This is a genomic window from Nocardia sp. GP40 (genome assembly GCF_050434125.1).
Lineage (GTDB): Bacteria > Actinomycetota > Actinomycetes > Mycobacteriales > Mycobacteriaceae > Nocardia > Nocardia albiluteola.
Genome location: NZ_JBNPVW010000002.1, coordinates 220,037 through 242,296, shown reverse-complemented (window position 1 = coordinate 242,296; position 22,260 = coordinate 220,037). Strand labels below are relative to the sequence as shown.

The window sequence follows — 22,260 nt, the reverse complement described above, 5'->3', positions numbered from 1 at the left end:
AGGGATGCTAAGCCGTCGCGCGCACAAGGGCGGAATAGTCCCCGCCGTATGTTGGCGTTCGATGGCTGGTGCAGGGTGGGGATATCCGCAGATCGGCGGAGAAGTTATCCACAAGAAAATGCCCTATTCCACACACTTATCCACAGGCCGGCGCGTCTGTGTGCATCGTCACCGCGCCCGGGAGCCCGTCATATATCCACAGCTAGAGGCCATTATTTCGAGATCGGAGGCGGTGAGGCGGCCCGGAATGAGTCGGAAGTGTCAGCGGTGCACGACCACGAGGGTGAACGGGCCGATTTCGGTGGCCTGGAAGTGCGGATCGTCGAACAGGGACTTGGGGAAGGCGATCGTGTAGCGACGCACATTCGGATCGTTCGGATAGACATCCGCCGACAGGCGCAGGGTGTAGCTGTCCCCACCGCTGCGGAACAGGAAGGCGTCCGGGGCGCGCCACGGAGAGTGCGCGAGCGCGTCCAGCAACTCGGCGGGAGAACTCAGCCCGCTCCACCGCTTGATCTCCGCGGCGCGGGCCGGGAAATCGGCCAGCGGATTGGCGTAGTGCGGGGTGAGCGCCTGGAATCCGAAATACGGGTAGTAGGACAGGAAGCTGGTGTCCGCGGTGAGCACGACGGATCGATCGCGCGGGCGTCCGGTCTGCGCGAGCAGGGCGGCGTCGACCTGGCCGTAGTACGAGACGGCCGAGGGGCTGCGCTGATCCGCGCGCACGCCGTTGCCGTCGGTGTCGGTGTAGGCCGTGGTGATCTCGGCATTGAGGATGTTCGGAATGCGCTGGGTGAAGGCGAGCGCCCCGATCACCCCTACCGCGGCGACCACCGCGCGGAACCGCTTCGGCTCGTTCAGCGCCTGGTAGATCGCCCGCGAACCCTCGAGGAAGCCGAAAACCCCGGCCGCGGCCAGCAGGACCTGCAGGATCGGATCCAGCCGGAAGGACAGCAGGGTGGTGCCCGCGGCGGTGAGCGTCATCGAGGCCAGCGACCACAGATAGATCGCCACCACCGCGATCCCCAGCGCCTGCGCCCGGCGCGAACTCCCCGCCCGCAGCACCAGCCAGACCGTGCCGATCAGGCACAGCGTGCCCAGCAGCGAGAATTCGAACATCGGGAACGGCAGCTGTGATCCCGCCCCGGGCAGGTACCGCTGCGAGGCGTTGGCGCCGTGCGTCGTCAGCGACTTGACCAGATACGGCCCGAAGGCGATCACCCCCCCGATGGCGGCCACGACGCCCATCACGATCAGCCGGGCCAGGATCGGCCACGCGAGCCGCAGGGGCGATCGCGCGTCGTGGGCCGCGGTGGCCCGACGTTGCCACACCAGCGCGCCCCACGCCACGAGCGCCATCAGGCAGACCGCGAAGACGGCGATCCCGAAGAACAGGGTGTACGACAAGGCCGCTGCCGCGAGGAACAGCCCCGCGCCCAGGGCCGCGCCCCAGCCGCCCGCGGTGGGTCCCGCGCCGCTCGTGCCGCCGTCGCCGGGTGCCGTCGCCCGTTCCGGGCCGTACAGCGCGCCCCACGCCAGCACCATCGCGGGCGCGAACGCCACCACGATGACCGCGCTGTAGGCCTCCGGCGAGACGTACGCCACCATCACCGCGGTGGTCACGGCGGCGACACCGACGGCCCAGTCGGCGCGAATCAGCTTGGACCACAACACGAGTGTGATCACCGAGGCGATCGCGAGCGAGACGATCGCCCACGGCTTGAACGCCTCCCAGCCCGGCCGCCCGAGCAGCGTCGCGACCCGCCCGCCGAACCAGAACCAGCCGGCCGGATAGTAGGGCGGCAGATCCGCGTAGGTCATGTCGCGCAGCGCCGCGGAATCGGTGAGCCGGGTGAGGTATTCGGTCCGGAACTCCTGATCCACCGAGATCCCGAACAGATACAGCTTGGTCGCCGCCAGCGGCATGCCGAGCGTCACCGTCACGAACGTCGAAATGCCCGCCCAGGACAGCACTTTCGCCAGCCAGGGCCAGCGGCGCAGCCGGATCAGCACGACCGCCGCGATCAGCAGCACCGCCGCGCCGACCTGCCCGACGGTGGTCAGCGCCCGCGTCACATTGGAGGCGTTGAAGGCGGGCCAGTGCACCGTGGAGAACGCCTCGAGCCCGACGACCGCGACGACGACGGCGACGACCGCCGCGAGCACCGCCTCGCCGACACCTTCGCCCACCTGCCGGACAAGTACTCGCACGCCGCCTCCGGATTCCACTATTCGGCTGCACAGGACCGTAAACCGTGCGTCAGCCTAACGGGGTGCGACCGGGCAGGGGGCGGCAGCATGCACGGCGGGTGCGCCCGCTCGATGTCGGTTGGATATCAATGAGCCCGCACCTCCTACTCCTGGTAGCATCCATGTTCCTATCAGAAGTAGCATTGGGGGTATGAAGTTGAGTGTCAGTCTCTCCGAACAGGATGTCGCTCTGCTCGACGAGGTAGTCCGTGAGCGTGGGCTGTCCTCGCGGTCGGCGGCGGTGCAGGAAGCGATCCGCCTACTCAGGCAGGCCGGCTTGGCGGACGCGTACGCGTCGGCGTGGTCCGAATGGGAGACCTCCGACGAGACGGATCTCTGGGATGCCACCTCCGCCGACGGGCTCGGGTGATGCGGCGCGGTGAGATCCGGCTGGTCGATCTCGAGCCCGTGCGGGGCGCGGAATCCAACAAGCGCCGTCCGGCGGTCATCGTGAGCAACGACCGCGCCAACGAGACCGCGGCGCGGCTGGGGCGCGGAGTGGTCACCGTGGTTCCGGTGACCAGCAATACCGACCGCGTCTACCCGTTCCAGGTGTTTCTGGGACAGGACCTGCCCGGGGTGCGCGTCGATTCCAAGGCGCAGGCCGAACAGGTTCGTTCGGTGTCGGTGGACAGATTGGGTCCCGCGCTCGGTCGCCTGCCGGCGAGGGTGCTGGAGGAGATCGACAGGGCGCTGCGCCTGCATCTGGATCTGTGAACGTCGAGAGGCCCTCGGCGCATGTGCGCCGAGGGCCTCTCGGGGTGTTGTTCGTGCCTGCTAGATCGGCAGGCGACGGAAGATCGGGCGCGGGATGTGCCGCAGGATCATCATCACGAAACGGAACGGGCCCGGGGCCCAGACCAGTTCCTTGCCCTGCTGCGCGGAGGTCACCGCGAGCACCGCGATGTCCTCCTTGTTCACCGTCAGCGGGGCCTCCTTGACGTGCGCGGAGAACCGGGTGCGGACCATGCCCGGGCGGATCACCAGCACGCGCGGGCCGTGCGGGCGCAGCGCCTCGCCGAGGCCCAGGTAGAACCCGTCCATGCCGGCCTTGGTGGAGCCGTAGACGAAGTTGGAGCGGCGCACCCGCTCACCGGCGACCGAGGACATCACGATGATCCGCCCGAAGCCCTGGGCCTTCATCTTCTCGCCCAGCAGCACGCCGACCGAGACCGAGGCGGTGTAGTTCACCTGCGCCACGCGCACGGCCTTGCGCTGGTTCTGCCAGAGCTCCTCGGGATCGCCGTCCAGGGCGAAGGCCACGATCGCCACGTCCACGTCGCCGCCGGCCCAGGCCGCGTCGATGACCTTCTGGTGCCCGTCGGTGTCCAGGGCGTCGAAGTCGATGAGCTCGACCGTCGAGGCGCCGGCGGCCTCCATCTGCGCCACGGCGTCCGCGCGCAGCGGATCATTGGGCAGCGCCGCCAACAGGATTCGCGCCGGGCCCTTCTTCAGATACTCGGCGCAGATCGCCAGGCCGATCTCCGAGGTGCCGCCCAGGAGCAGAATCGTCTGCGGGTTGCCTACGGCGTTGATCACTGCAGCTCCAGCCTTCTCGCCATATCGGACATGAAAACGCCTGTGGGATCGACACTTCGGCGGATCTTGATCCACTCGTCGATCCGGGGGTACATCTGGTGGAAGGTCTCCGCGGTGGTGCGGGAGTCCTTCGCGGTGTAGAGGCGGCCGCCGAATTCCAGGACGCGGCGGTCCAGATCGGACACCAGTTCGTTGAGACCGGGCCGGATCGGGAAGTCGCAGCAGATGTTCCAGCCCGGCATCGGGAAGCTCAGCGGAGCCGGATTACCCGGGCCGAACAGCTTGAAAACGTTCAGCGCGGAGATGTGCCCGGACGCCTGGATGTCGATGATGATCCTCTTGAATTCCTCGACCGCATCGGTCGGCACCACGAACTGGTACTGCAGGAATCCGGCGGGGCCGTACGCACGGTTCCACTCCGCGATCATGTCGAGCGGGTGATAGAACTGCGTCAGGTTCTGGATCTTGCCGGTGTAGTTGCCGCCCATGGCGTAGTATGCCTCGCCGACCATGCCGAAGGTCAGCTTGTTGGCGGTGAAGCTCGGGAAGACATTCGGCACCGTAAGCAGCTGCGGCGCATCGAATTTCAGCGGGTTCTTCTGCTTCTTCTTGGGCAGCTCTTCCAGCTTGGCCAGGCGCCCGCGAGTGATGGTGGCGCGTCCCAGCTTCGGCGGCGGGTTCATCACGTCGAACCACGCGCTGGAATACGTGTAGTTCGCCTCGCTGCCATCGCTGTGCGCGGCGATGGTCTCGTCGAGGGTGGTGGTCTTGACGCCGTCGTTGATGAAGTAGGCGGTCTCCGTGGGGACCATCTCGATGGTGGCGCGAAGAATAATGCCGGTCAGGCCGTTGCCGCCGACCGTGGCCCAGAACAGCTTGGCGTTCTTCTTCGGCCCGATGGTCTGCACCTTGCCGTCGGCCGTGAGCAGATCGATGGTCCGCACATGGTTGCCGAACGAACCCTCGCTGTGATGGTTCTTGCCGTGGATATCGGAGGCGATGGCGCCGCCGATGGTCACCTGGCGGGTGCCCGGGAGCACCGGGACCCACAGCCCGAACGGCAGCGCGGCCTTCATCAGCTGGTCCAGGCTCACCCCGCCGTCCACGTCGACCATGCGGGTGTCGCGGTCGATGCGGTGGATGCGGTTGAGCGCGGGCATGTCGATGACCAGGCCGCCGGAGTTCTGCGCGTGGTCACCGTAGGAGCGGCCCAGGCCCCGGGCGATGACACCGCGGCGCAGGTGCGCGGGCTTGGAGTCATTGTCCTCCGCGACCATGGTGACCGCGCGGGCGATGAGCTCCGGGTCGTTGGTCGAGAGAACTTCGGAGGTAGCGGGTGCGGTGCGACCCCATCCGGTCAGTGTGCGAGTCCGCGTCGGCAGGGCATCGAAGCCGGTCGACGTCGTCTCCGCATCGTCGCTCGCCGGAGTGGCGGCGGCGGCCGTGGAGGTCTGAGCTTTCGTGGACATCGGCATAGAGGCTACAGGTATCGCCGAATCTTGGGCTGAGTGTCACCGGCGGTGGGGCCCGATGGAACCGACGTCACAGTGTGCTGCGCGGGTTACTGCCCTCCGGAGCTCTCCATCCGTGGGTACGGCCCGCTACGCTCGTGCCCGTGACCGCGGAACCCCATCTTCCCCTTCCGGCCGAATTGCCCCTGGTCGACGAGCCGGGCGGCACGGACGTCGACCTGAAGACGCAGATCATTCGGTTCATCCTCACCGGCGCCCTGTCGGCGGTCGTCGACTTCGGGCTGTACCTGGTGCTGTGGAAGGGGCTGGGGCTCGAGCGCGACGTCTCCAAGGCGTGCAGCTTCATCGTCGGCACCACGGTCGCCTACCTGATCAATCGCCGCTGGACCTTCAAGGCCGAGCCGAGTCGCGCCCGCTTCCTCGCGGTGGTCGTCCTCTACGCGGTCACCTTCGCCGCGCAGGTCGGTATCAACGCCCTGATGAATACGGTGCTGCCCGCGATGAAGCTGACCCTCGGCGGCCACTCGGTGACGCTCGCGGTGCTGGTCGCCTTCGTCGTAGCCCAGGGCACCGCGACGGTGATCAACTTCATTGTGCAGCGCGCGGTCATCTTCAAGATGCACTGATCGTGAAGATGCACTGATCGGGGCTACCCCCAGCCTGTGCCGGCCGCATGCGATCGGGCCGCGGCCGCGAAGGCCCCGGCCTCGTCGGCGAACGACCGGATGCCCCTGGCCAGCGCCGCGGTTTCGGCCTCGGTGCCGAGCGCGCCGATCACTGTCGGCAGCACAGCCGGTTCGGGGCGCGGCGGCGTGCTCCGCGCCGCGATCGCGTCCGCCTTCACCCCGAAATAGTCCCCGCCCTTGGCACGCGGATTGTCCGTGCCCCACTGCCGGGACTCGCGCGGCGCGGGGATCAGGTGCGGGATGTGCTTGCGGCAGTGGATGTACGCCTCCTCGATGGCGACGACCACCCAGTGCGAGGCGGCCCGGCCGCGCTCGGATTCGGGCAGGCCGGGGACCCGGCTGCGTAGCGAGCCGTCCTCGACGATCCGGGCCGGGCCGTTGATGTGCAGGCCGATCAGATCGCGGGTGAAGTCGATGAGCATGATTCCGACGTGCGGGTTCTCCAGCAGATTGCCCATGCTGGCCATGACGCCGTTGCCGCGATACTCCGGATACGCGATCGTGCGTTCGTCGATGATGTGCAGGAAGCCCGGTTTGCCGGCGCGGAAGCTGGCGTCGCATTCGCCGTTGCTGTCCGCGGTGGCGATGAAGGCCATGTCCATGCGGCGGACGAACTCGATCATCGCCGCATTCAGCCTGTCCAGCACCTGTTCTCCGTAGAAGCGCTCGGCCCGTTCCCGGGTACCCCAGCGCTGCTGTAGCTCTCGCTCGCCGTCACTGCCGTGATCTATGCCGAGCATGTCGCTCCCTCGGTTAGCTGAATCCGCATATGCCGAGGTCTTGCGCGGAACCACAGATATGCCGAAATCCTATAGTTCGTACAGCTTTTCGTGCGTGTGGAACAGAACCAGCTGGTAGAGCTTTCGATGGAGCAGGGTCGCAACCATCTCGGGAGACGATCCTCCGCGACGTCGGCGGCGGCAAGTCCCGATTTCGTTGGTTGCCGAGTAGATGCTAGCCTCCGTGCCGCTATCGTGTGCCGAGATTGCTTGTATATAAGTGGGATTCGCAAGAGTGCGTTATCCCTTATGTCTCGATTGCCCGATCATGGGCGAGATGTCCGGTCGGCCATCCCCCTTGCGGATGCCGACCGGTCGTCTCGCGGACCTCGTCGTTTACGCGGGGGCCAGCGTCACGGGCACCCCGTTGAACACCGCATTCCCGGACGGCGCATCGACGAGCGAATCATCGGTCAGCGCATTGGCATTCACCCCGGCGTGTGCGCGCGCCACCGTCTGCGTGCTGTCGGTGTGACCCCACCCGTGCGGCAGGCTCACCACGCCGGGCATGATCTCCTCGGTCGGTTCCAGCGGCACGGTCACCGTGCCGGCCGCCGATTTCACCACCGCCAGATCGGACAGGCCCAGGCGTGCCACGTCGTCGGGGTGGATGTGCAGCGTGCAGGTGTTGGACCCGCCGACGAGGGTGGAGATGTTGTGCATCCAGCTGTTGTTGGAGCGCAGCTGGCGGCGGCCGATCAGCAGCAGCTCCGGCGCGGCGTCGGTCAGGCGGGCCCGGAGCCGGGCCACGTCGGCGAGCAGCTCCGGCGGCGCGAGCTCGACCCGCTGCGAGGCGGTGCGCAACACGTCCGGCAGGCGGCCGGGCACCAGCGCGCCCAGGTCGACACCGTGCGGATTGTCCAGCAGCACCTGGAGATTCATCCCGCTGTAGGGCTCGGTGGCCGCGTTCGGCAGTGGCTGCGGATTCCACTGCCCGTACGGCCCCAGCCGCAGCATCATGTCGATGCGCTGCTCGATGCTGTTCTCGCCCTGCAGTTCCGGGCGTCGCTCCAGCAGACCGGCCTTGTGCAGCGTGCCGGCTATCACCAGCTCGTCGACCGCGGCGAGCGGATCCCGCCCGGGCTCGGGCTGCTGCCCGGACGCCGCCAGCGCCAGGCGCGCAAGGATTTCCGCCTCCGCGGGGTGATCGCCCAGCGGCACCAGCGGCCGGGAGTACCGGGCATAGTTGTGCACCGCGAACTGCAGGAGCGCAAAATCGTAGTGCGGCGACTGCACCGTCCGCGGCGGCGGCAGGATGACATCGGCGTGCCGGGTGGTCTCGTTCAGGTACCGATCCACGCTCACCATGAAGTCGAGTTCCGCCAGCGCCGCGCCCAGCCGGGTCCCGCTCGGCGCGGACAGCACGGGATTTCCGGCGACCGTGATCAGCGCGCGCACCTGCCCCTCGCCCGGAGTGGTGATCTCGTCGGCGAGCGTGGCGATCGGGAATTCGCCCATGGCCTCGGGCAATTCGCGCACCCGGCTGGTCCAGCGGCCCAGCCGGAAGGGCCGGGAGCGCACGATGCCCAGGGCCGCGGGGGTGGCGAACATCGCCCCGCCGACGCTGTCCAGATTCCCGGTGAGCGCATTGATGACGTCGACCAGCCACTGCGTCACGGTGCCGAATTCGGCCGTGCACGTTCCGATGCGGGCGTACACGGCGGCCGTGGGCGCGGCGGCGAGCTCGCGCGCGAGCCGCGCAATCGTCTCGGCGGGCACGCCCGTGCGCCCGGCCACGACCTCGGGCGAGAAGTCCGCGGCGGCCGCGCGCACCTCGTCCAGCCCGTCGGCCGCCACGCGCACGTCGGCGAGATTCTCTGCGAACAGCGTGTGCACGATCCCGAACAGCAGGTAGGCATCGCTGCCGGGCCGGATGAACAGGTGCTCGTCGGCCGCCTTGGCGGTGCGGGTGCGGCGCGGATCCACCACGACCAACCGGCCGCCGCGCTTGCGGAGGGCCTTGAGCCGTCCGGGGTAGTCCGGTGCGGTGCACAGCGATCCGTTGGATTCGAGCGGATTGGCGCCGAGCATCAGCAGGTAGTCGGTGCGGTCCAGGTCGGGCACCGCGACGGTCAGCGGATCGCCGAACATCAGCCCGCTGGCCACCTGCTTGGGCATCTGGTCGGCGGTGCTGGCCGAGTACAGGTTGCGGGTGCTCAGCGCGCGGATCAGCACCGGCAGGTAGAGCGCCCCGGCCACGGTGTGTGCGTTGGGATTTCCCAGATACAGCGCCGTGGCGCCGCGGCCGTGCTCGGCGGCCACGGCCGGGAACCGCTCGGCGATCAGGTCGAACGCCGCCTGCCAGGACGCGGTCCGCCAGGTGTCGTCCGCTCGATTCCGGATCATCGGCGCGGTGAGCCGGTCCGGATCCTCGTCCAGATGTCCCAGGCTCGCCCCCTTCGGGCAGAGGAACCCGTGACTGAACGGGTCCTGACGATCGCCCCGGACCCCGACGACGTGATCGTCGCGATCGAGGGTGATCTCGAGCCCGCACACCGCTTCGCACAGCGGGCAGGTGCGCAGCAGGGTACGGCGGCCATCGGTGACATCGGTCATACGCCCATCATTGCCCGGACCGGCCGTATCCGACAGGCGAATCTTCAAGCGGGCGATGGGTAGTCCAGACACACGACACCGCGGGGCCCGTGCGGTCCCGCGGTGTCGTTATGTGGTTACGCCCCGGAGGTCAGCAGGCTACGCGGGCGAGCTGGCGCTTGCGGCCGGTGCTGGCCGCGCGGACGGCCGCGCCCAGCGCGACGACCGGCGGAATCCAGCGGGCCTCGCCGGGGGCGACGCCCCAGCAGGCATCCCCGGCGGAGAGCTGGGTGGGCGGCAGCGGGATCCCCGCGCCGTCGGTGTGGACGATCGCGCCGGCCTTGCGCAGCGCCTCCACGGCCAGCCCGGCCTTGGCAATGCCGGTGACCAGGTGGATCTCGCGGCGCTCGGCGCCCGGAATCTCGATGACCGGGCCCGTCAGGCTGTTCGCCCGCAGGTATCGGCGCACGGACGTCGCGAGCTCACCGGTGACCTCCACGGCGGAGACATTCTCATCGGTGATCAGGCAGATGCCGTTGGCCGTTTCGGCAACCGTCCAGCCGCGCTGGATGTAGTCCTGCGCGCTAGCGGCTACTGCGGCCGCCTTGACGGAAGTCGGAAACGTCGTACGCACGGTCTTCTCCATTCCCCGGTAGGTTTTCGGTCCTGCTCGGTGTTCATGGGGGCTATCGGAGGGCGGCATCCGCGTTGTTACATATTCGCGGAAAGTTTTTCGCGGCCGTCGCCTTCGTCACAAGATCACCGGGCTATTCAGGTTTGCTATGGCCTCGACCTGGGCTGTTCGGCCACGGGTACTACCTTTGTGCCGTCAGCTGTGAATCGCCGAGGTCCTGCCTGTGAATCAAATCCGTTGCCGCTGACAGATTCCCAACGGGATTCTTAAAGCTCGCTGGGTGCGTTGCGCCGCAAGGCCCGCGGGGGTGGCCCGGAAAACGTGCGCGTTGCCCGACGGCGCCGGTGGCGAGAGGATCGCAGCATGACTGATGACCCCGCCGGACCGGAGTCGGCCGAGCCGGACGATGAGTACATCGCCTGGCGCGAGTCCGTGGCGCAGCGCCTGCGGCGACGCCCGCCGCAGGCCGGGACGCAAGACGCCGAGCCGCGGCCCGAACCGTTCCGGAGCCCAGGGGCTTTCGGGGCGTGGAGCGCGGCCTCGGCCCGGGCGCTGCTCGACGTGCAGTTCCGGCGCCCGGCCACGCGCACCCTGCTGCCGCTGGCGTATCTGCTGGGCCTGGCCTTCGCGGTGGCGGTGCCGATCGTGCTGACAGTGCTGCTGTGGCGAATGTCGATGGCGGTGGGGATCGTCTTCCTGGTGGTTGTCGCGGTGCCGCTGGGGCTCACGATCGCCGCGTCGGTCCGGCTGGCGCTGGAGTTCCTGGTGAATGCCGCGCGGCTCGCGGGCCGGGTGGAACACATCGCGGAACTGGCCGACGACCTGTTCCAGGCGCTGTCGGACGTGGCCGAGCCGGTGAACCAGCTCTCGGAAGACGTTCGAGCGGTGCAATTCTGGCGGTTCCGGAGGCGTCCCGCGCGAAAGTAATCCCGCTCGGCTCAGGAGGGAACTTGGCGTAAGTGCGCCGATTGCTATATCCGGACCCGGTTTTGTTGTGCGACAATCCGAGCGCGATCCGGATATCCAATTCGGATGTGCCGTACGGCCAGGCAAGATGGGCGAGGGGGAAAGCATGGGCTTACCGCACGGGATTACCGGTTCGACTATGCCGCGCAGACAACTCGGCCGTCAGCTCCGCGATCTGCGTAATCGCGCCCGCATGACGACGCGGGTGGCGGCGCAGCGGCTGGAGTGGTCCGAGGCGAAGATCTGGCGCATCGAGACCGGGCAGACCTCGCTGCGGGCCCTGGACGTCGAGGCCATGTGCAAGATCTACGGTGCACCAACGGATGTCATCGACCCGCTCACCGCGCTGGCGAAGGAGACCAAGGCGCGCGGCTGGTGGGCCGACTACAGCGACGTCATCGCCGAGGGCTTCGAGGTGTACCTCGGGCTGGAGGAGGCGGCCGCGCGCCTGGCGACCTACGAGAACGAGTTGGTGCCCGCGCTTTTGCGGACCGAGGCATACGCCCGCGCGCTGCTGGTGGGCGCCCGGCCGGAAATGCCGCCGGCCGAGATCGAGCGCCGCTTGGCCGTTTTCGCCGCGCGGCAGCGGGTGCTCACCCGCCCGGAGAATCCGGTGCGGGTCGAGGCGGTGATCACCGAATCTCTGCTGTGGCATCGCATCGGCGGCACCGAGGTGATGGCCGCGCAGCTGGACCACCTGCGCCGGCTGTGTGAGCTGCCCAATGTCGACATCCGGGTGCTGCCAACCGATTCCGGCTATCACGAGGGCATGGATTCGGGCCGGTTCGTGCTGCTCGAATTCGCCGACGCCGGGGACCTGTCGGAGCCGCCGGTGGTGTACGTACAGACCTTCACCGGCTCGGCCTATTACGAGAAGGACAACGAAATCGCCCGGTACCGAACGGCTTTCGGCAGCATCAAATCCGCCGCAATAGACGCCCGTGCCTTACTGGACGAAGCTCGCGCCGCCCTGTGAACTGGCAGGCCGCGATCCGTCGGCCGCCGATTCGGATCTCGCGGCACTCTCCGGTGCGATGCCAACCGCGACAACTGATTTCGTACGGACATGGGTAACTCATCGGGGACGGGCGCACCGTGAGCGGGCTGTCATCCGCCGGCCCGACGAGCATATCTCGCAGTAAGCAACGGCACGCTGAAGTCGCGGGGAGGCGGGCGAGTCAGCGCAGCGTGCTGGCCAGGACCTCGCGGTGGGTGGGGGCGGCGTCGGCGTGGACCGCACGGCCCTTGTCGGTGAGGCAGACGAAGATGGCGCGCCGATCATCGCTGCACATGCTGCGGCTGACCAGGCCCTCGCGCTCGAGCCGCGCGACGGCGCGGGACAGGGCGCTCTGACTGAGGTAGATGTCGGCGGCCAGATCGCTCATCCGATAGGTCTCGCATGCGGCGTCTACCAGACGGTCCAGCGTCTCGAATTCGCTCAGGCCGATCCGATGGCGACCCTGTAGCTCCTTCTCCAGCGCGCAGGACACCGTGGCGTGCTTCTCCAGGAGGTCGCGCCATTCACTGATCAGCCCGGTGGGAGCTGCCGCGCGCACCGGCGACACCGTGGACGCCTTCGTCATGCCGCCATCCTAGTGTCCCGGGCGGAACCATGCAATTGCATTTAATGCTTGCACAATTTATGCGCGTGCATGTACTGTCCTGATCATGACTTCCACGGCAACACTTTCGGCTGGTGGGGCCGCCGATACCCGGTGGTCGGCACGCATCTGGGGCATGCTGATCACCCTGTGCATCGTGCTGTTCCTCGACGGCCTCGACGTTTCGATGATCGGTGTCGCCCTCCCGTCCATCGGCAAGGATCTGCACCTGGGCACCTCGACCCTGCAGTGGCTGGTCAGCGGCTATGTCCTGGGCTACGGCGGGCTGCTGCTGCTCGGCGGCCGCACCGCGGACCTGCTCGGGCGCCGACGGGTCTTCCTCATCGCGCTTGGCGTGTTCGCCCTGGCCTCGCTCTCGGGTGGGCTGGTCAGTTCCGCCGCGCTGCTGATCGCTACCCGCTTCATCAAGGGACTGGCCGCGGCGTTCACCGCACCGACCGGCCTGTCCATCATCACCACCAACTTCGCCGAGGGCCCCGCCCGCAACAAGGCGCTGTCCATATACACCGTCTTCGGTGCGGGCGGCTACTCCATGGGCCTGGTGTTCGGCGGCCTGATGACCGGGCTGGGCTGGCGCTGGACCTTCCTGCTGCCAGTGCCGATCGCGCTGGCCGCACTGGTCGCCGCGGCCGTCCTGGTGCCGCGGGACCGCAAGGCGGAGGAGGGCGGACACGACCTGCTCGGGGCGCTGCTGTCCACCGCCGCCATGCTGCTGCTGGTCTACACCGTGGTCTCCGCGCCGCAGGCCGGCTGGGCCTCGGCCCGCACGATCGGCTCGTTCGCCGCGGTGGTGGCGCTGTTCGTGGCCTTCGTGGTGGTGGAGAACCGGGTCCGGCATCCGCTCATCCGGCTGGGCATCCTGCGCAAGGTCACGCTGGTGCGGGCCAGCCTGGTCATCATCGCGGTGGCGGGTTCCTACTTCAGCTGGCAGTTCATCGTGACCCTGTACATGCAGGACACCCTGCACTGGTCGGCGCTGCACCTGGCGATGGCACTGCTGCCGGTGGGCGTGCTGGTGGCGCTGTCCTCGGTGTTCTCCGACAAGCTGGTCGACCGGTTCGGCACCGGCCCGATCATCGCGGTCACCACGATCGCGATGAGCATCGGCTACCTGCTGTTCCTGCGGGTCGACACGCATCCGTCCTACCTGACCGTCATCCTGCCCGCGGTGCTGCTGGTCGGCATCGGCTGGATCGGCTTCCCGTCCATCAACATTCAGGCCACCGCCGGAATCGACGACGACGAGCAGGGCCTGGCCGCGGGCGTGCTGCAGACCTCGATGCAGGTCGGCGCGGCGATCGTGCTGGCGCTCAACACCGCGATCATCAGCTCCGGATCGCACGGTGACGGTTCGCCCTCGGCGATGCTCGCCACCTACCGTCCGGGCCTGATCTTCGCCGGTGTGGTGTCGATCCTGGGAGCGCTGGTGGCGCTGACGCACTTCATCGGCAGGCGGCGGGTGTCGGATCTGGTCGTCGTGGCCGAGTCCGAGTCCGACTCCGAATCGGAGCTGACGGCAGCCTGAATGCTTCCGGGACGACCCGGTGCGAAAGCCGCGGTGGACGAACGTGATTCGTCCACCGCGGTGTGCGTCTGTACCGGTCGTTGCGACGGGCGCCCAGATTCGGCTGTGCGAGCAGGTCTCAGCCGCGCAGAGTCCGCAAGCCCGGTGCGGCAGCGTCTTTCGTGGAGCGGATGAAGTCGAGCGACTGTCCGTTCCTGCCCACCGTCGGCCAGTCGATGCCGATCTCCGCGTCGAAAGCGTCTATATCCCGATCGAATTCGGGTGAGTACTCCAGTGAGCACAGATACGTGACGGTCGAGCCGTCCTCGAGCGAGAGCAGCGCGTGCCCGAGCCCCTCGGCCAGGAATACCGAGCGCCGGTGCACATCGTCGATCAGCACGCTGTCCCAGGCGCCGAAACTCGGCGAGTCCGGGCGCAGGTCCACCACCACGTCCAGGAACGCACCCCGCACGCAGGTCACGTATTTTGCCTGTCCGGGCGGGGTTTCGGTGTAATGAATACCCCGCACCACCCCCGCCGCCGAGGTCGAGGTGTTGACCTGCAGCAGCTCGAACGGACGGCCGACCGCCTTCTCGAATTCCGACGCCTTGAACGACTCGAGGAACACACCCCGGTCGTCGCCGCGCAGTGTCGGGGTGAATTCCCAGGCGCCCGGGACGGCCAGTTCGCGAATCTCCATGATTACCAATCTCGATTGTGCTGTGGTTCGGTCTCGTCGAGCCCGTGTGCCAGCAGGCCGAACAGGTAGTCGCCGTATCCCGAGCGCACCAGCGGCTCGGCCTGCCGGGCCAACTGGTCGTCGTCGATGAAGCCCATGCGCCAGGCCACCTCCTCGGGCACCCCGATCTTCAGGCCCTGCCGCTCCTCGATCGTCCGCACGTAGTTGGCCGCGTCCAGCAGCGAGTCGAAGGTTCCGGTGTCCAGCCAGGCGGTACCGCGGGCCAGCACCTCGACCTGCAGCCTGCCCTGCTCGAGGTAGGTGCGGTTGATATCGCTGATCTCGTATTCGCCGCGAGCGGAGGGCCGCAGCCCGCGGGCGATCTCGACGACGTCGTTGTCGTAGAAGTACAGCCCGGGCACCGCGTAGTTCGAGCGGGGCCGCTTCGGCTTCTCCTCGATGGAAATCGCTCTGCCGTCGGAGAATTCGACGACGCCGTACGCGGTGGGGTCCGAGACCCGGTAGGCGAAGATGGCGCCGCCGTCGATCCGGTCGAAGCGGCGCAGCCGGGTGCCCAGGCCCGGTCCGTAGAAGATGTTGTCGCCCAGCACGAGTGCGGCGGATTCGGATCCGATGTGCTCCGCGCCGAGCACGAACGCCCGGGCCAGCCCGTCGGGCTCGGGCTGGACGACATAGTCGATGGCGATGCCGAACTGCGAGCCGTCGCCGAGCAGCCGGACGAAGGCGCTCGCGTCCTCGGGGGTCGTGATCACCAGGATGTCCCGGATGCCGGCCAGCATCAGCGTCGAGAGCGGGTAGTACACCATCGGCTTGTCGTAGACCGGGACCAGCTGCTTGCTCACCCCGCGCGTGATCGGGTGGAGCCGTGTTCCCGTGCCGCCGGCCAGGATGATTCCACGCATGTCACGCAAGTCTGCCAGCCGCGCCTCACGGGCGAAAATCGGTCCGCGGCGCCGGCGCGGTGGCGGATTATGTTGGTCCCGATTCGGGCATAACTGTTGCGTAGGTCACTCGTGGCGTGGTCTTCTGAAATAGCACTGTGTGAGATGTCAGCGCCGACAACTCGCCGCCGGAACTTCGGCTGCTGGTGACGCGGCGTGTCCGGAGTGAGGTAGGTGCACGATGGCTGCCGTACGAGTAGACGAGATCCGGCCGGAGCCGGGAGTGGTGGTCAATCCGGACGGCGGCAGCCTGGCCTCGCGGGCGTTGCTGCTGGCCTGTCAGGGCGTGGTCGGCCCGTTCGTGCGGCACTATCCGGTCACCCCGCTGACGATGCCGCTGGCGCGGATCGTCGTCGACGGGCTGTCGGCCCTGCGGCCGATGCCGCGCGGCATCGAGCGGGAACAGGTGCGCCTGGCGGGTTTTCGGATGGAGATCATCCGTCCCGCGGGCGCCCGCCGCGCGTTGCGGGATGGGGTGGTGATGTACCTGCACGGCGGCGGCTTCTTCCTGGGCGGCCTGGACTCGCATCGCCCGATCGCGGCCGCGATCGCGCGGCGCACGGGCCTGGCGGTGGTCAATGTCGAGTACCGGCAGCTGCCCGGCACCCCTATCGCCGGTTCGGTGCGGGACTGCCTCACCGCCTATCGCTGGCTGCTGCGGCACGGTGCGGACGCGGGCCGGATCGTTTTCGCGGGCGACTCGGCGGGCGGGTATCTGAGCTTCGCCACCGCGCTGCGGGCGGTCGAGTCCGGGCTGCCCGCACCCGCCGGACTGGTCGGCCTGTCGCCGCTGCTGGATCTGGACTGTGCGGCCAAGCGGGAGTACGCGAATGTCCGGCGCGATCCCTACATCCCGCTGCCGGGCCTGGCGAAGGTCGTCGAATACGGCGGGGAGGGCCAGGTCTCGCCCGTCGACGGGGCGCTGGGGACCCTGCCGCCCGCGCTGCTGATTGTCGGCGAGGACGAGCTGCTGCGTTACGACTGCGAGCTGATGGCCCGCCGGCTCACCGCGGCGGGGGTACCCAACTCGCTCGAGCTGTGGCGCGGGCAGGTGCACGCCTTCATGAGCATCGCGCCGAGCATGCCCGAGAGCCGGGTGGTGCTGGGGCGGGTGGCGCGGTTCGTGCGGGCGCGGATCGAGGCGGAGGCGGCCGCGCGCACGGCGTGAGCCGGGCGCGCCGAAGCACGACGACCCCCGCACCGTGCGGTGCGGGGGTCGTAGCGTGCGGAAATTACTTCGCCGGGGTGAAGGGCGCGTTGATGGTGGTGAAGTACTGGGCCGCGGCCAGGATGGCGACCGGGGCGGTCACCAGCAGCTGACCCGCCAGGGTGCCCAGGGCACCCACGGCGATGATGCCGGCCGCACAGCCGACGATACCGGCCAGGGGAGCACCGAACAGGGCAATCAAAGTCGCAGCAGCCGCCGCCGTACCGGCGATACCACCCAGGATGCAACCGACCGTCGCCCCGCTGATGCCGCCGACCAGGGTGCCGATGGTGGCACCGGTGGAGATGGTGTCCTTCATCCGGTTGAAGGCCGCCTGCTCACGGTCGTACGGGGTCTTCCACGGGGCGGTGTTCTGGTAGGGCAGGTCGACCGGCTTGTACACCGCGTGCGCCATATCGAATTGCGGGGTCAGGGTGGCGGTGTGGTCCGCGATGTCGGCCGCGATCGGGAACTCGAAATCGTCCACGCGGAACTTGAGCTGGGTGCCGGCCAGGGTGGTGCCGTTGGCGGCCTTGATCTTGAAGACCCCGTTCTCCACATCCATGGAGCCCGCATCGGTCTTGATGATCGTGGAGGTCTTGGTGGTGGTGGCCTTGTAGTCGACCGCGCCGTTGGCGGCGGCCGGTGCCGGGGCGGCGTTCGCGGTGCCCGCGGCGATGCCGAGCGTGGCGATCAGCATGGCCGACGTCGCGGCGAATTTCCTCATCATCATTTTTGGTGGAACCTCGGATGGTTTTGTTTCGGGGGGACGAGAGAAATCGAAATGGAGATCAGCTAACGTGCGGTGAATCAACTGTGACCGTTCATTCAAATTCTGTTCACCACGGTGTACTTGTGGTCTGTGATATCGCGGAAACATGCAGTCCGCGTGCGGGTTTCGAGGATGAACCAAACCGGCCTTCCAGTAGTGGGTGTGGCTAACGTCACAGTCCATGAAACGATTCGTTGCCCAAATGGTGATCTGCATCGCGTAATAGCCGATGTCGATGGGGAGGGTGCTCGAGCGTGCCGATTAGGGTGGATGCTCGTGCGAGTGCTCGTAACCGGGGGCGCCGGATTCATCGGCGCCAACTTCGTCCATCAGACCGTCGCCGAACGGCCCGATATCGGGATCGTCGTGCTCGACGCGCTCACCTACGCGGGCAGCCGGGCATCGCTCGACCCGATCGCGGACCGCATCGAGTTCGTGCACGGCGACATCGCCGACCAGGAATTGGTCGACCGGCTCGTCGGCGGTGTGGACGCGGTCGTGCACTTCGCCGCCGAATCGCACAACGACAACTCGCTCGCCCGCCCCTGGCCCTTCGTGCAGACCAATATCGTGGGCACCTATGCGCTGCTCGAGGCGGTACGCCGGCACGACGTGCGTTACCACCACATCTCCACCGACGAGGTCTACGGCGATCTGGACGCCGGGGCGCCCGCATTCACCCCGGATACGCCGTACAACCCGTCGAGTCCGTATTCCGCGACCAAGGCCTCGAGCGACATGCTGGTGCGGGCCTGGGTGCGTTCGTTCGGGGTGCGCGCGACGATCTCCAACTGCAGCAACAACTACGGCCCATATCAACACGTGGAGAAATTCATTCCGCGCCAGATCACCAATCTGATCGATGGCGTACGCCCGCGCCTGTACGGCGCGGGACATCAGGTGCGGGATTGGATTCACGTCCACGACCACAACCGGGCGGTCTGGATGATTCTGGAGCGTGGCCGGATCGGGCAGACCTATCTGATCGGCGCGGACGGCGAATTGGACAACAAATCGGTGGTCCAGCGGATTCTCGCCGAATTCGGCCGCGACGCGGACGATTTCGACCATGTCACCGATCGGCCGGGCCACGACCAACGCTATGCGATCGATGCCAGGCTGCTGCGCACCGAACTCGGCTGGGAACCGGAGTATTCCGATTTCGGCGCCGGGCTGGCCGCGACCATTCGCTGGTACCGCGAGAACGAGGCCTGGTGGCGGCCCCGCAAGGCCGCCACCGAAAGCGCGTATCTCGCTGCCGGGGAGAAGGTTCTGTAGTCGTCCGCGAGGACGGGACTCAGCCCCAGACCATGTAGTGGTACTTGGCCACCGCGGCAGCCAGCGCGAACACCGTCGCCGCGACGACGACGATTGCCGGACCGCGCACCGGAGTCGTCCCCCCGGTATTGGTCAGCCGCAACGGTATCCAGCGCAGCAGCACCGCGAAGCCCACAATGGCCAGCGGCACGAAGTACCGGCCCTGCACGCCGTCGATGAGGTAGTAGCCGACCGGCGAGAACGACATGTACAGCGTCACATAGATCATCGCGACACTCGCCGCGATCGTCAGCCCGACCAGCACGGCCCGCGGCTGCGCCGCCGAAAGCCGCTCGGCGATACCGATGCTCACCGCGAAGGCCAGCAGGCACGCCAGAATCGAGATCGCGGGCACATCGATGTAGGCGAAGCCGAGCTGACCGAAGAACTCGGTGAACCAGTTGTTGTCGCGCAGCCAGATGCTGTGCTCGAAGGTGTGGGCGAAATGCAGTGGATGCGTGAGGATCTGATGGAGCTGATCCCCGGTGCGCACCGAATACCACTGCGCCGGTGGGCGCATCAGGCCCATGCCGTCCCCGGTCTTTGCCGCGATCTTCATCCACCCCGCGAACAGCACGGCGCCCAGGACCGCGAAGCCCCACGGGATCCAGCGCAGCGGCCCGCGGAATCCGTACCGCCGCGCCGGAATCAGCGCGACCAGCATCGCGAGCAGCACGTAGGTCGGCTTGCTCAGCGGCAGCACGAGGGTGGCCAGCAGCGCCGCCGCGACCTCGCCCCGGGACAGCTTCGCATCCAGGAACAGGCCCTTGACCAGCAGGCACGACACCAGGATCGCCAGGGCATTGGTCATGGTGTCCGCGGTGACCGTCCCGGCCTGGAACAGCGCGATCGGCAGCACCGCCACGGTGAACGCGAGCCACTGCACCCGGTACCCGCGCAGCGCGCGCAGCGCGAATCCGACGATCACCAGATAGGCCAGCAGCCCGGCCAGGCGGGTCAGCATGACGGTCTGCCCGACGGTCATGCCGGTCGCCCCGGCGAGCCGGATGGCAAGGGCCGCCGGCACATACGGCACCGGGGAGTACGCCGCGGTATTGGTGAACCACATCGGCTTGGTCGCCGAACTCACCGGGGCGTCGCCGAGCCGGTCGTACGCGTCCCGGCCCGCCGAGAGTGGCGCGGGCTCCTGTGGCTTGCGGTTGTAGTCCTTGAACGCGTAGTTCATCATCGCGTCCACGGTCAGCGGGATCTGGCCGCCGTAGGACACGCCGCGGTCGTCGGCGATGCGCTCGGGCAGGAATCCGCCCTGCGCGACCTGATACGCCCGGCCGAACTGGGTGATCTCGTCATGACCCCAGAACGGCGGTGTGACCACGATGAACACCGCGCCGAAGACGGCGGCGACCACGACGAAGGCCGCCGCGCCCAGCCCCAGATGCCGCTGCACCCAGCAGATCGCGGCGCGCAGCGCACCGGGTCTCGGGGGTGAATCGTCCCGTTCGACGTCGTTGTCCGGCGTCTCGGGAGAAGGACGAGGGTCGTCGCCGGGCACGGCCTGCACCGGCTCCGCCTGCGTCGTCATCGGGCCTGTCCCAGCCCCGCCGGGGTCTCCACGCGCGGCGGCGCCTGCTCGTGCCGCGGGTCCGCGCCGTTTCCGGATCGGGCGGAAGCGCCGAATTCCGCGCCCACGGCCGAATAACGCAGATACATCAGCCGCGCCGCCTCGTGCCGGGACCGGCGGATGCCGTCCAGGATCAGGCCCGCGGTCCAGGCCAGGCTGCCCAGCAGCAGCAGGGTGAAGGCCAGGAACAGCGTCGGGAACCGCGGCACCTGGTGGATTTGATAGAACTGCACGATGATCGGCACGGTCAGGATGATCGAAATGATCCAGGCCAGCGTGCCGAACAGCCCGTAGAACGCGACCGGGCGCTCGTGCCGGGCCAGTCCGATGATCAGGGCCAGAATCTTGAAGCCGTCGTGATAGGTGCGCAGCTTGGATTCGCTGCCCGCGGGCCGATCCCGGAAGCCGACCGGGACCTGCGTCTGCGGGACCCGCAGGTGCAGGGTATGCACGGTCAGCTCGGTCTCGATCTCGAATTCGCGCGATACCGCGGGGAAACTCTTGACGAATCGGCGTGAGAACACTCGATAGCCCGAGAGCATGTCCTCGACGTTATCGCCGAAGACCTTGCCCACCACGCCGTTGAGCACCTTGTTGCCGGTTTCGTGGCCCGCGCGGTAGGCCTGGGCGCCCTCGTCCTCGCGGCGCACGCCCAGCACGTGGTCGTAGGGCCCGGACAGCAGCGTCTCGATCATCAGCGGCGCGGCGCCGGCGTCGTAGGTGTCGTCGCCGTCGATCATCAGATAGACGTCGGCCTCGATATCGGCGAAGGCGCGGCGCACGACATTGCCCTTGCCCTTGACGGTTTCGGTGCGCACGATCGCGCCGGCCTCGCGGGCCCGCTCCGCGGTCGCGTCGGTGCTGCGATTGTCGTAGACGTAGACGACCATGCCGGGCACGGCGGCCTTCAGGTCGCTGACGACCTTGGCGACCGCGGCCTCCTCGTTATGGCACGGCACAATGGCGGCGATTCGGAGTTCGGTGGGGTGCACCCCGTCAATCCCTCATTCGATCCGACGGTGAAATACGAACACCGGGAGGTTACAGGGGAGCGGTACGGACGCGCCCGGTAACCCGGTGGAACGCCCGGGTTGGTACCGTCGCCGGGTGCCCAGCAGTGAGACCGTGACGGAGTCGGCGCGGCTGTCCGGCGCCCCTCTTTTCCGAAGGCTGATATCCGCATTCCGGACCGGCGGCGCGTTTCTGGTCGTCGGGGCCCTGGGCTTCCTGGTCGACGCGGGAACATACAACCTGCTGGTGTTCTGGGGCGGCCACGGCGTTTTGTATCACGTGCCGCTGGTCGCGAAGATCATCTCGATCGCGGTGGCGTCGGTGGTCACCTACTTCGGCAATAAATGGTGGACCTTCGCGCACAAGAAGGGCGGCAGCGCCGCGCGCGAGTACCTGCTCTACACGGTGTTCAACGTGATCGCGATCGGCCTGCAGCTGGGGTGCCTCGGTTTCTCCCGCTATGTGCTGCACCTGTCGACACCGCTGTCGGACAATATTTCGGGCACACTCATCGGCCAGATCGTCGCGGTGATCTTCCGATATTGGGCATATGACAAGTTCGTGTTCACCGGCGAGGCGGCAGCCCGATCCGGCGCGGACGCGTGAATCGGCGATAATGGTTGCCGCCACAACGAGCAGATTCCGCGGTTGCAGCGCGGTGACCGCGGGTACTCCGCGGCGACGAATGGCACAGACACACGAGGGAATTCAGTATGGAGCAGTCGGCTGGCCAGGGCGTGACC

Annotated in this window: 20 protein-coding genes and 1 pseudogene; 9 read left to right on the top strand and 12 right to left on the bottom strand. The window is 67.7% G+C overall.

Annotated elements, in window-relative coordinates:
- Positions 1-261: 261 nt before the first annotated feature.
- A complete protein-coding gene (locus ABH933_RS05690; RefSeq protein ID WP_429418211.1) occupies positions 262-2,211 on the bottom strand; it encodes a galactan 5-O-arabinofuranosyltransferase in 1,950 nt (649 codons plus the stop codon).
- A 190-nt stretch (positions 2,212-2,401) separates the two neighbouring features.
- Between ABH933_RS05690 and ABH933_RS05685 the strand changes: the two genes are divergently transcribed.
- Together ABH933_RS05685 and ABH933_RS05680 are read left to right on the top strand one after the other, a co-directional pair.
- Positions 2,402-2,620 carry a ribbon-helix-helix domain-containing protein gene (locus ABH933_RS05685; protein ID WP_429418209.1) on the top strand — a complete coding sequence of 73 codons (219 nt, stop codon included), beginning with the start codon at positions 2,402-2,404 and terminating at the stop codon, positions 2,618-2,620.
- Positions 2,617-2,967 carry a type II toxin-antitoxin system PemK/MazF family toxin gene (locus ABH933_RS05680; protein WP_429418208.1) on the top strand — a complete coding sequence of 117 codons (351 nt, stop codon included), beginning with the start codon at positions 2,617-2,619 and terminating at the stop codon, positions 2,965-2,967. Before ABH933_RS05685 ends, ABH933_RS05680 begins: the two co-directional genes overlap by 4 nt.
- 60 nt (positions 2,968-3,027) lie before the next feature.
- Here ABH933_RS05680 and ABH933_RS05675 read toward each other — a convergent pair whose 3' ends face one another.
- Both ABH933_RS05675 and ABH933_RS05670 read right to left on the bottom strand, forming a co-directional pair.
- Positions 3,028-3,789, bottom strand: coding sequence for a decaprenylphospho-beta-D-erythro-pentofuranosid-2-ulose 2-reductase (locus tag ABH933_RS05675; RefSeq protein WP_429418206.1), 762 nt, complete (start codon positions 3,787-3,789; stop codon positions 3,028-3,030).
- Positions 3,786-5,258, bottom strand: a complete 1,473-nt coding sequence (locus ABH933_RS05670; protein WP_429418204.1) for an FAD-binding protein — start codon at positions 5,256-5,258, stop codon at positions 3,786-3,788. The genes ABH933_RS05675 and ABH933_RS05670 overlap by 4 nt, the downstream gene beginning before the upstream one ends.
- A 146-nt stretch (positions 5,259-5,404) precedes the next feature.
- Between ABH933_RS05670 and ABH933_RS05665 the strand changes: the two genes are divergently transcribed.
- Positions 5,405-5,887, top strand: coding sequence for a GtrA family protein (locus tag ABH933_RS05665; RefSeq protein WP_429418202.1), 483 nt, complete (start codon positions 5,405-5,407; stop codon positions 5,885-5,887).
- Between the two features lie 209 nt (positions 5,888-6,096).
- Here the strand turns inward: ABH933_RS05665 and ABH933_RS05660 are convergent.
- The 3 genes and pseudogenes from ABH933_RS05660 to ABH933_RS05650 all read right to left on the bottom strand — a co-directional run.
- Positions 6,097-6,687, bottom strand: a pseudogene (locus ABH933_RS05660) (pyridoxamine 5'-phosphate oxidase family protein); the annotation flags it as partial.
- A 375-nt stretch (positions 6,688-7,062) separates the two neighbouring features.
- Positions 7,063-9,282: a molybdopterin oxidoreductase family protein gene (locus ABH933_RS05655; protein WP_429418200.1), complete on the bottom strand. Its 2,220-nt coding sequence runs from the start codon at positions 9,280-9,282 to the stop codon at positions 7,063-7,065.
- A 130-nt stretch (positions 9,283-9,412) separates the two neighbouring features.
- The gene (locus tag ABH933_RS05650; protein ID WP_429418198.1) at positions 9,413-9,895 is read right to left on the bottom strand and encodes a hypothetical protein; all 483 of its coding nucleotides are present in this window, start codon (positions 9,893-9,895) and stop codon (positions 9,413-9,415) included.
- A gap of 363 nt (positions 9,896-10,258) precedes the next feature.
- Between ABH933_RS05650 and ABH933_RS05645 the strand changes: the two genes are divergently transcribed.
- Entirely contained in the window at positions 10,259-10,822 is a 564-nt protein-coding gene (locus tag ABH933_RS05645; protein WP_429418197.1) for a DUF4282 domain-containing protein, read from the top strand.
- Between the two features lie 178 nt (positions 10,823-11,000).
- Complete coding sequence (locus ABH933_RS05640) at positions 11,001-11,837, top strand: helix-turn-helix domain-containing protein (protein ID WP_429418195.1); 837 nt, start codon at positions 11,001-11,003, stop codon at positions 11,835-11,837.
- 202 nt (positions 11,838-12,039) lie between these two features.
- Here ABH933_RS05640 and ABH933_RS05635 read toward each other — a convergent pair whose 3' ends face one another.
- On the bottom strand, positions 12,040-12,444 hold the full coding sequence (locus ABH933_RS05635; RefSeq protein WP_429418193.1) for a MarR family winged helix-turn-helix transcriptional regulator: 405 nt from the start codon (positions 12,442-12,444) through the stop codon (positions 12,040-12,042).
- 85 nt (positions 12,445-12,529) lie between these two features.
- Here ABH933_RS05635 and ABH933_RS05630 point away from each other — a divergent pair, with 85 nt between their 5' ends.
- Positions 12,530-14,008: an MFS transporter gene (locus ABH933_RS05630; RefSeq protein ID WP_429418192.1), complete on the top strand. Its 1,479-nt coding sequence runs from the start codon at positions 12,530-12,532 to the stop codon at positions 14,006-14,008.
- A 118-nt stretch (positions 14,009-14,126) separates the two neighbouring features.
- Here the strand turns inward: ABH933_RS05630 and ABH933_RS05625 are convergent, their stop codons facing one another.
- Both ABH933_RS05625 and rfbA read right to left on the bottom strand, forming a co-directional pair.
- The gene (locus tag ABH933_RS05625; RefSeq protein ID WP_429418190.1) at positions 14,127-14,687 is read right to left on the bottom strand and encodes a dTDP-4-dehydrorhamnose 3,5-epimerase family protein; all 561 of its coding nucleotides are present in this window, start codon (positions 14,685-14,687) and stop codon (positions 14,127-14,129) included.
- A 2-nt stretch (positions 14,688-14,689) separates the two neighbouring features.
- Positions 14,690-15,589: a glucose-1-phosphate thymidylyltransferase RfbA gene (gene rfbA / locus ABH933_RS05620; RefSeq protein ID WP_429418188.1), complete on the bottom strand. Its 900-nt coding sequence runs from the start codon at positions 15,587-15,589 to the stop codon at positions 14,690-14,692.
- A 220-nt stretch (positions 15,590-15,809) separates the two neighbouring features.
- Here rfbA and ABH933_RS05615 point away from each other — a divergent pair, with 220 nt between their 5' ends.
- A complete protein-coding gene (locus ABH933_RS05615) occupies positions 15,810-16,796 on the top strand; it encodes an alpha/beta hydrolase (protein ID WP_429418186.1) in 987 nt (328 codons plus the stop codon).
- A gap of 64 nt (positions 16,797-16,860) precedes the next feature.
- Here the strand turns inward: ABH933_RS05615 and ABH933_RS05610 are convergent, their stop codons facing one another.
- Positions 16,861-17,568: a hypothetical protein gene (locus tag ABH933_RS05610; protein WP_429418184.1), complete on the bottom strand. Its 708-nt coding sequence runs from the start codon at positions 17,566-17,568 to the stop codon at positions 16,861-16,863.
- Positions 17,569-17,883: 315 nt separating this feature from the next.
- Between ABH933_RS05610 and rfbB the strand changes: the two genes are divergently transcribed.
- Positions 17,884-18,885: a dTDP-glucose 4,6-dehydratase gene (rfbB, locus tag ABH933_RS05605; RefSeq protein WP_429418183.1), complete on the top strand. Its 1,002-nt coding sequence runs from the start codon at positions 17,884-17,886 to the stop codon at positions 18,883-18,885.
- Positions 18,886-18,904: 19 nt separating this feature from the next.
- On the opposite strand, the gene ABH933_RS05600 is transcribed toward rfbB, so the two are convergent.
- Together ABH933_RS05600 and ABH933_RS05595 are read right to left on the bottom strand one after the other, a co-directional pair.
- The gene (locus tag ABH933_RS05600) at positions 18,905-20,467 is read right to left on the bottom strand and encodes a DUF2142 domain-containing protein (protein ID WP_429418181.1); all 1,563 of its coding nucleotides are present in this window, start codon (positions 20,465-20,467) and stop codon (positions 18,905-18,907) included.
- Positions 20,464-21,498, bottom strand: a complete 1,035-nt coding sequence (locus ABH933_RS05595) for a glycosyltransferase (protein ID WP_429418179.1) — start codon at positions 21,496-21,498, stop codon at positions 20,464-20,466. Before ABH933_RS05595 ends, ABH933_RS05600 begins: the two co-directional genes overlap by 4 nt.
- A 115-nt stretch (positions 21,499-21,613) precedes the next feature.
- Between ABH933_RS05595 and ABH933_RS05590 the strand changes: the two genes are divergently transcribed.
- A complete protein-coding gene (locus tag ABH933_RS05590; protein WP_429418177.1) occupies positions 21,614-22,123 on the top strand; it encodes a GtrA family protein in 510 nt (169 codons plus the stop codon).
- Positions 22,124-22,260: the final 137 nt, after the last annotated feature.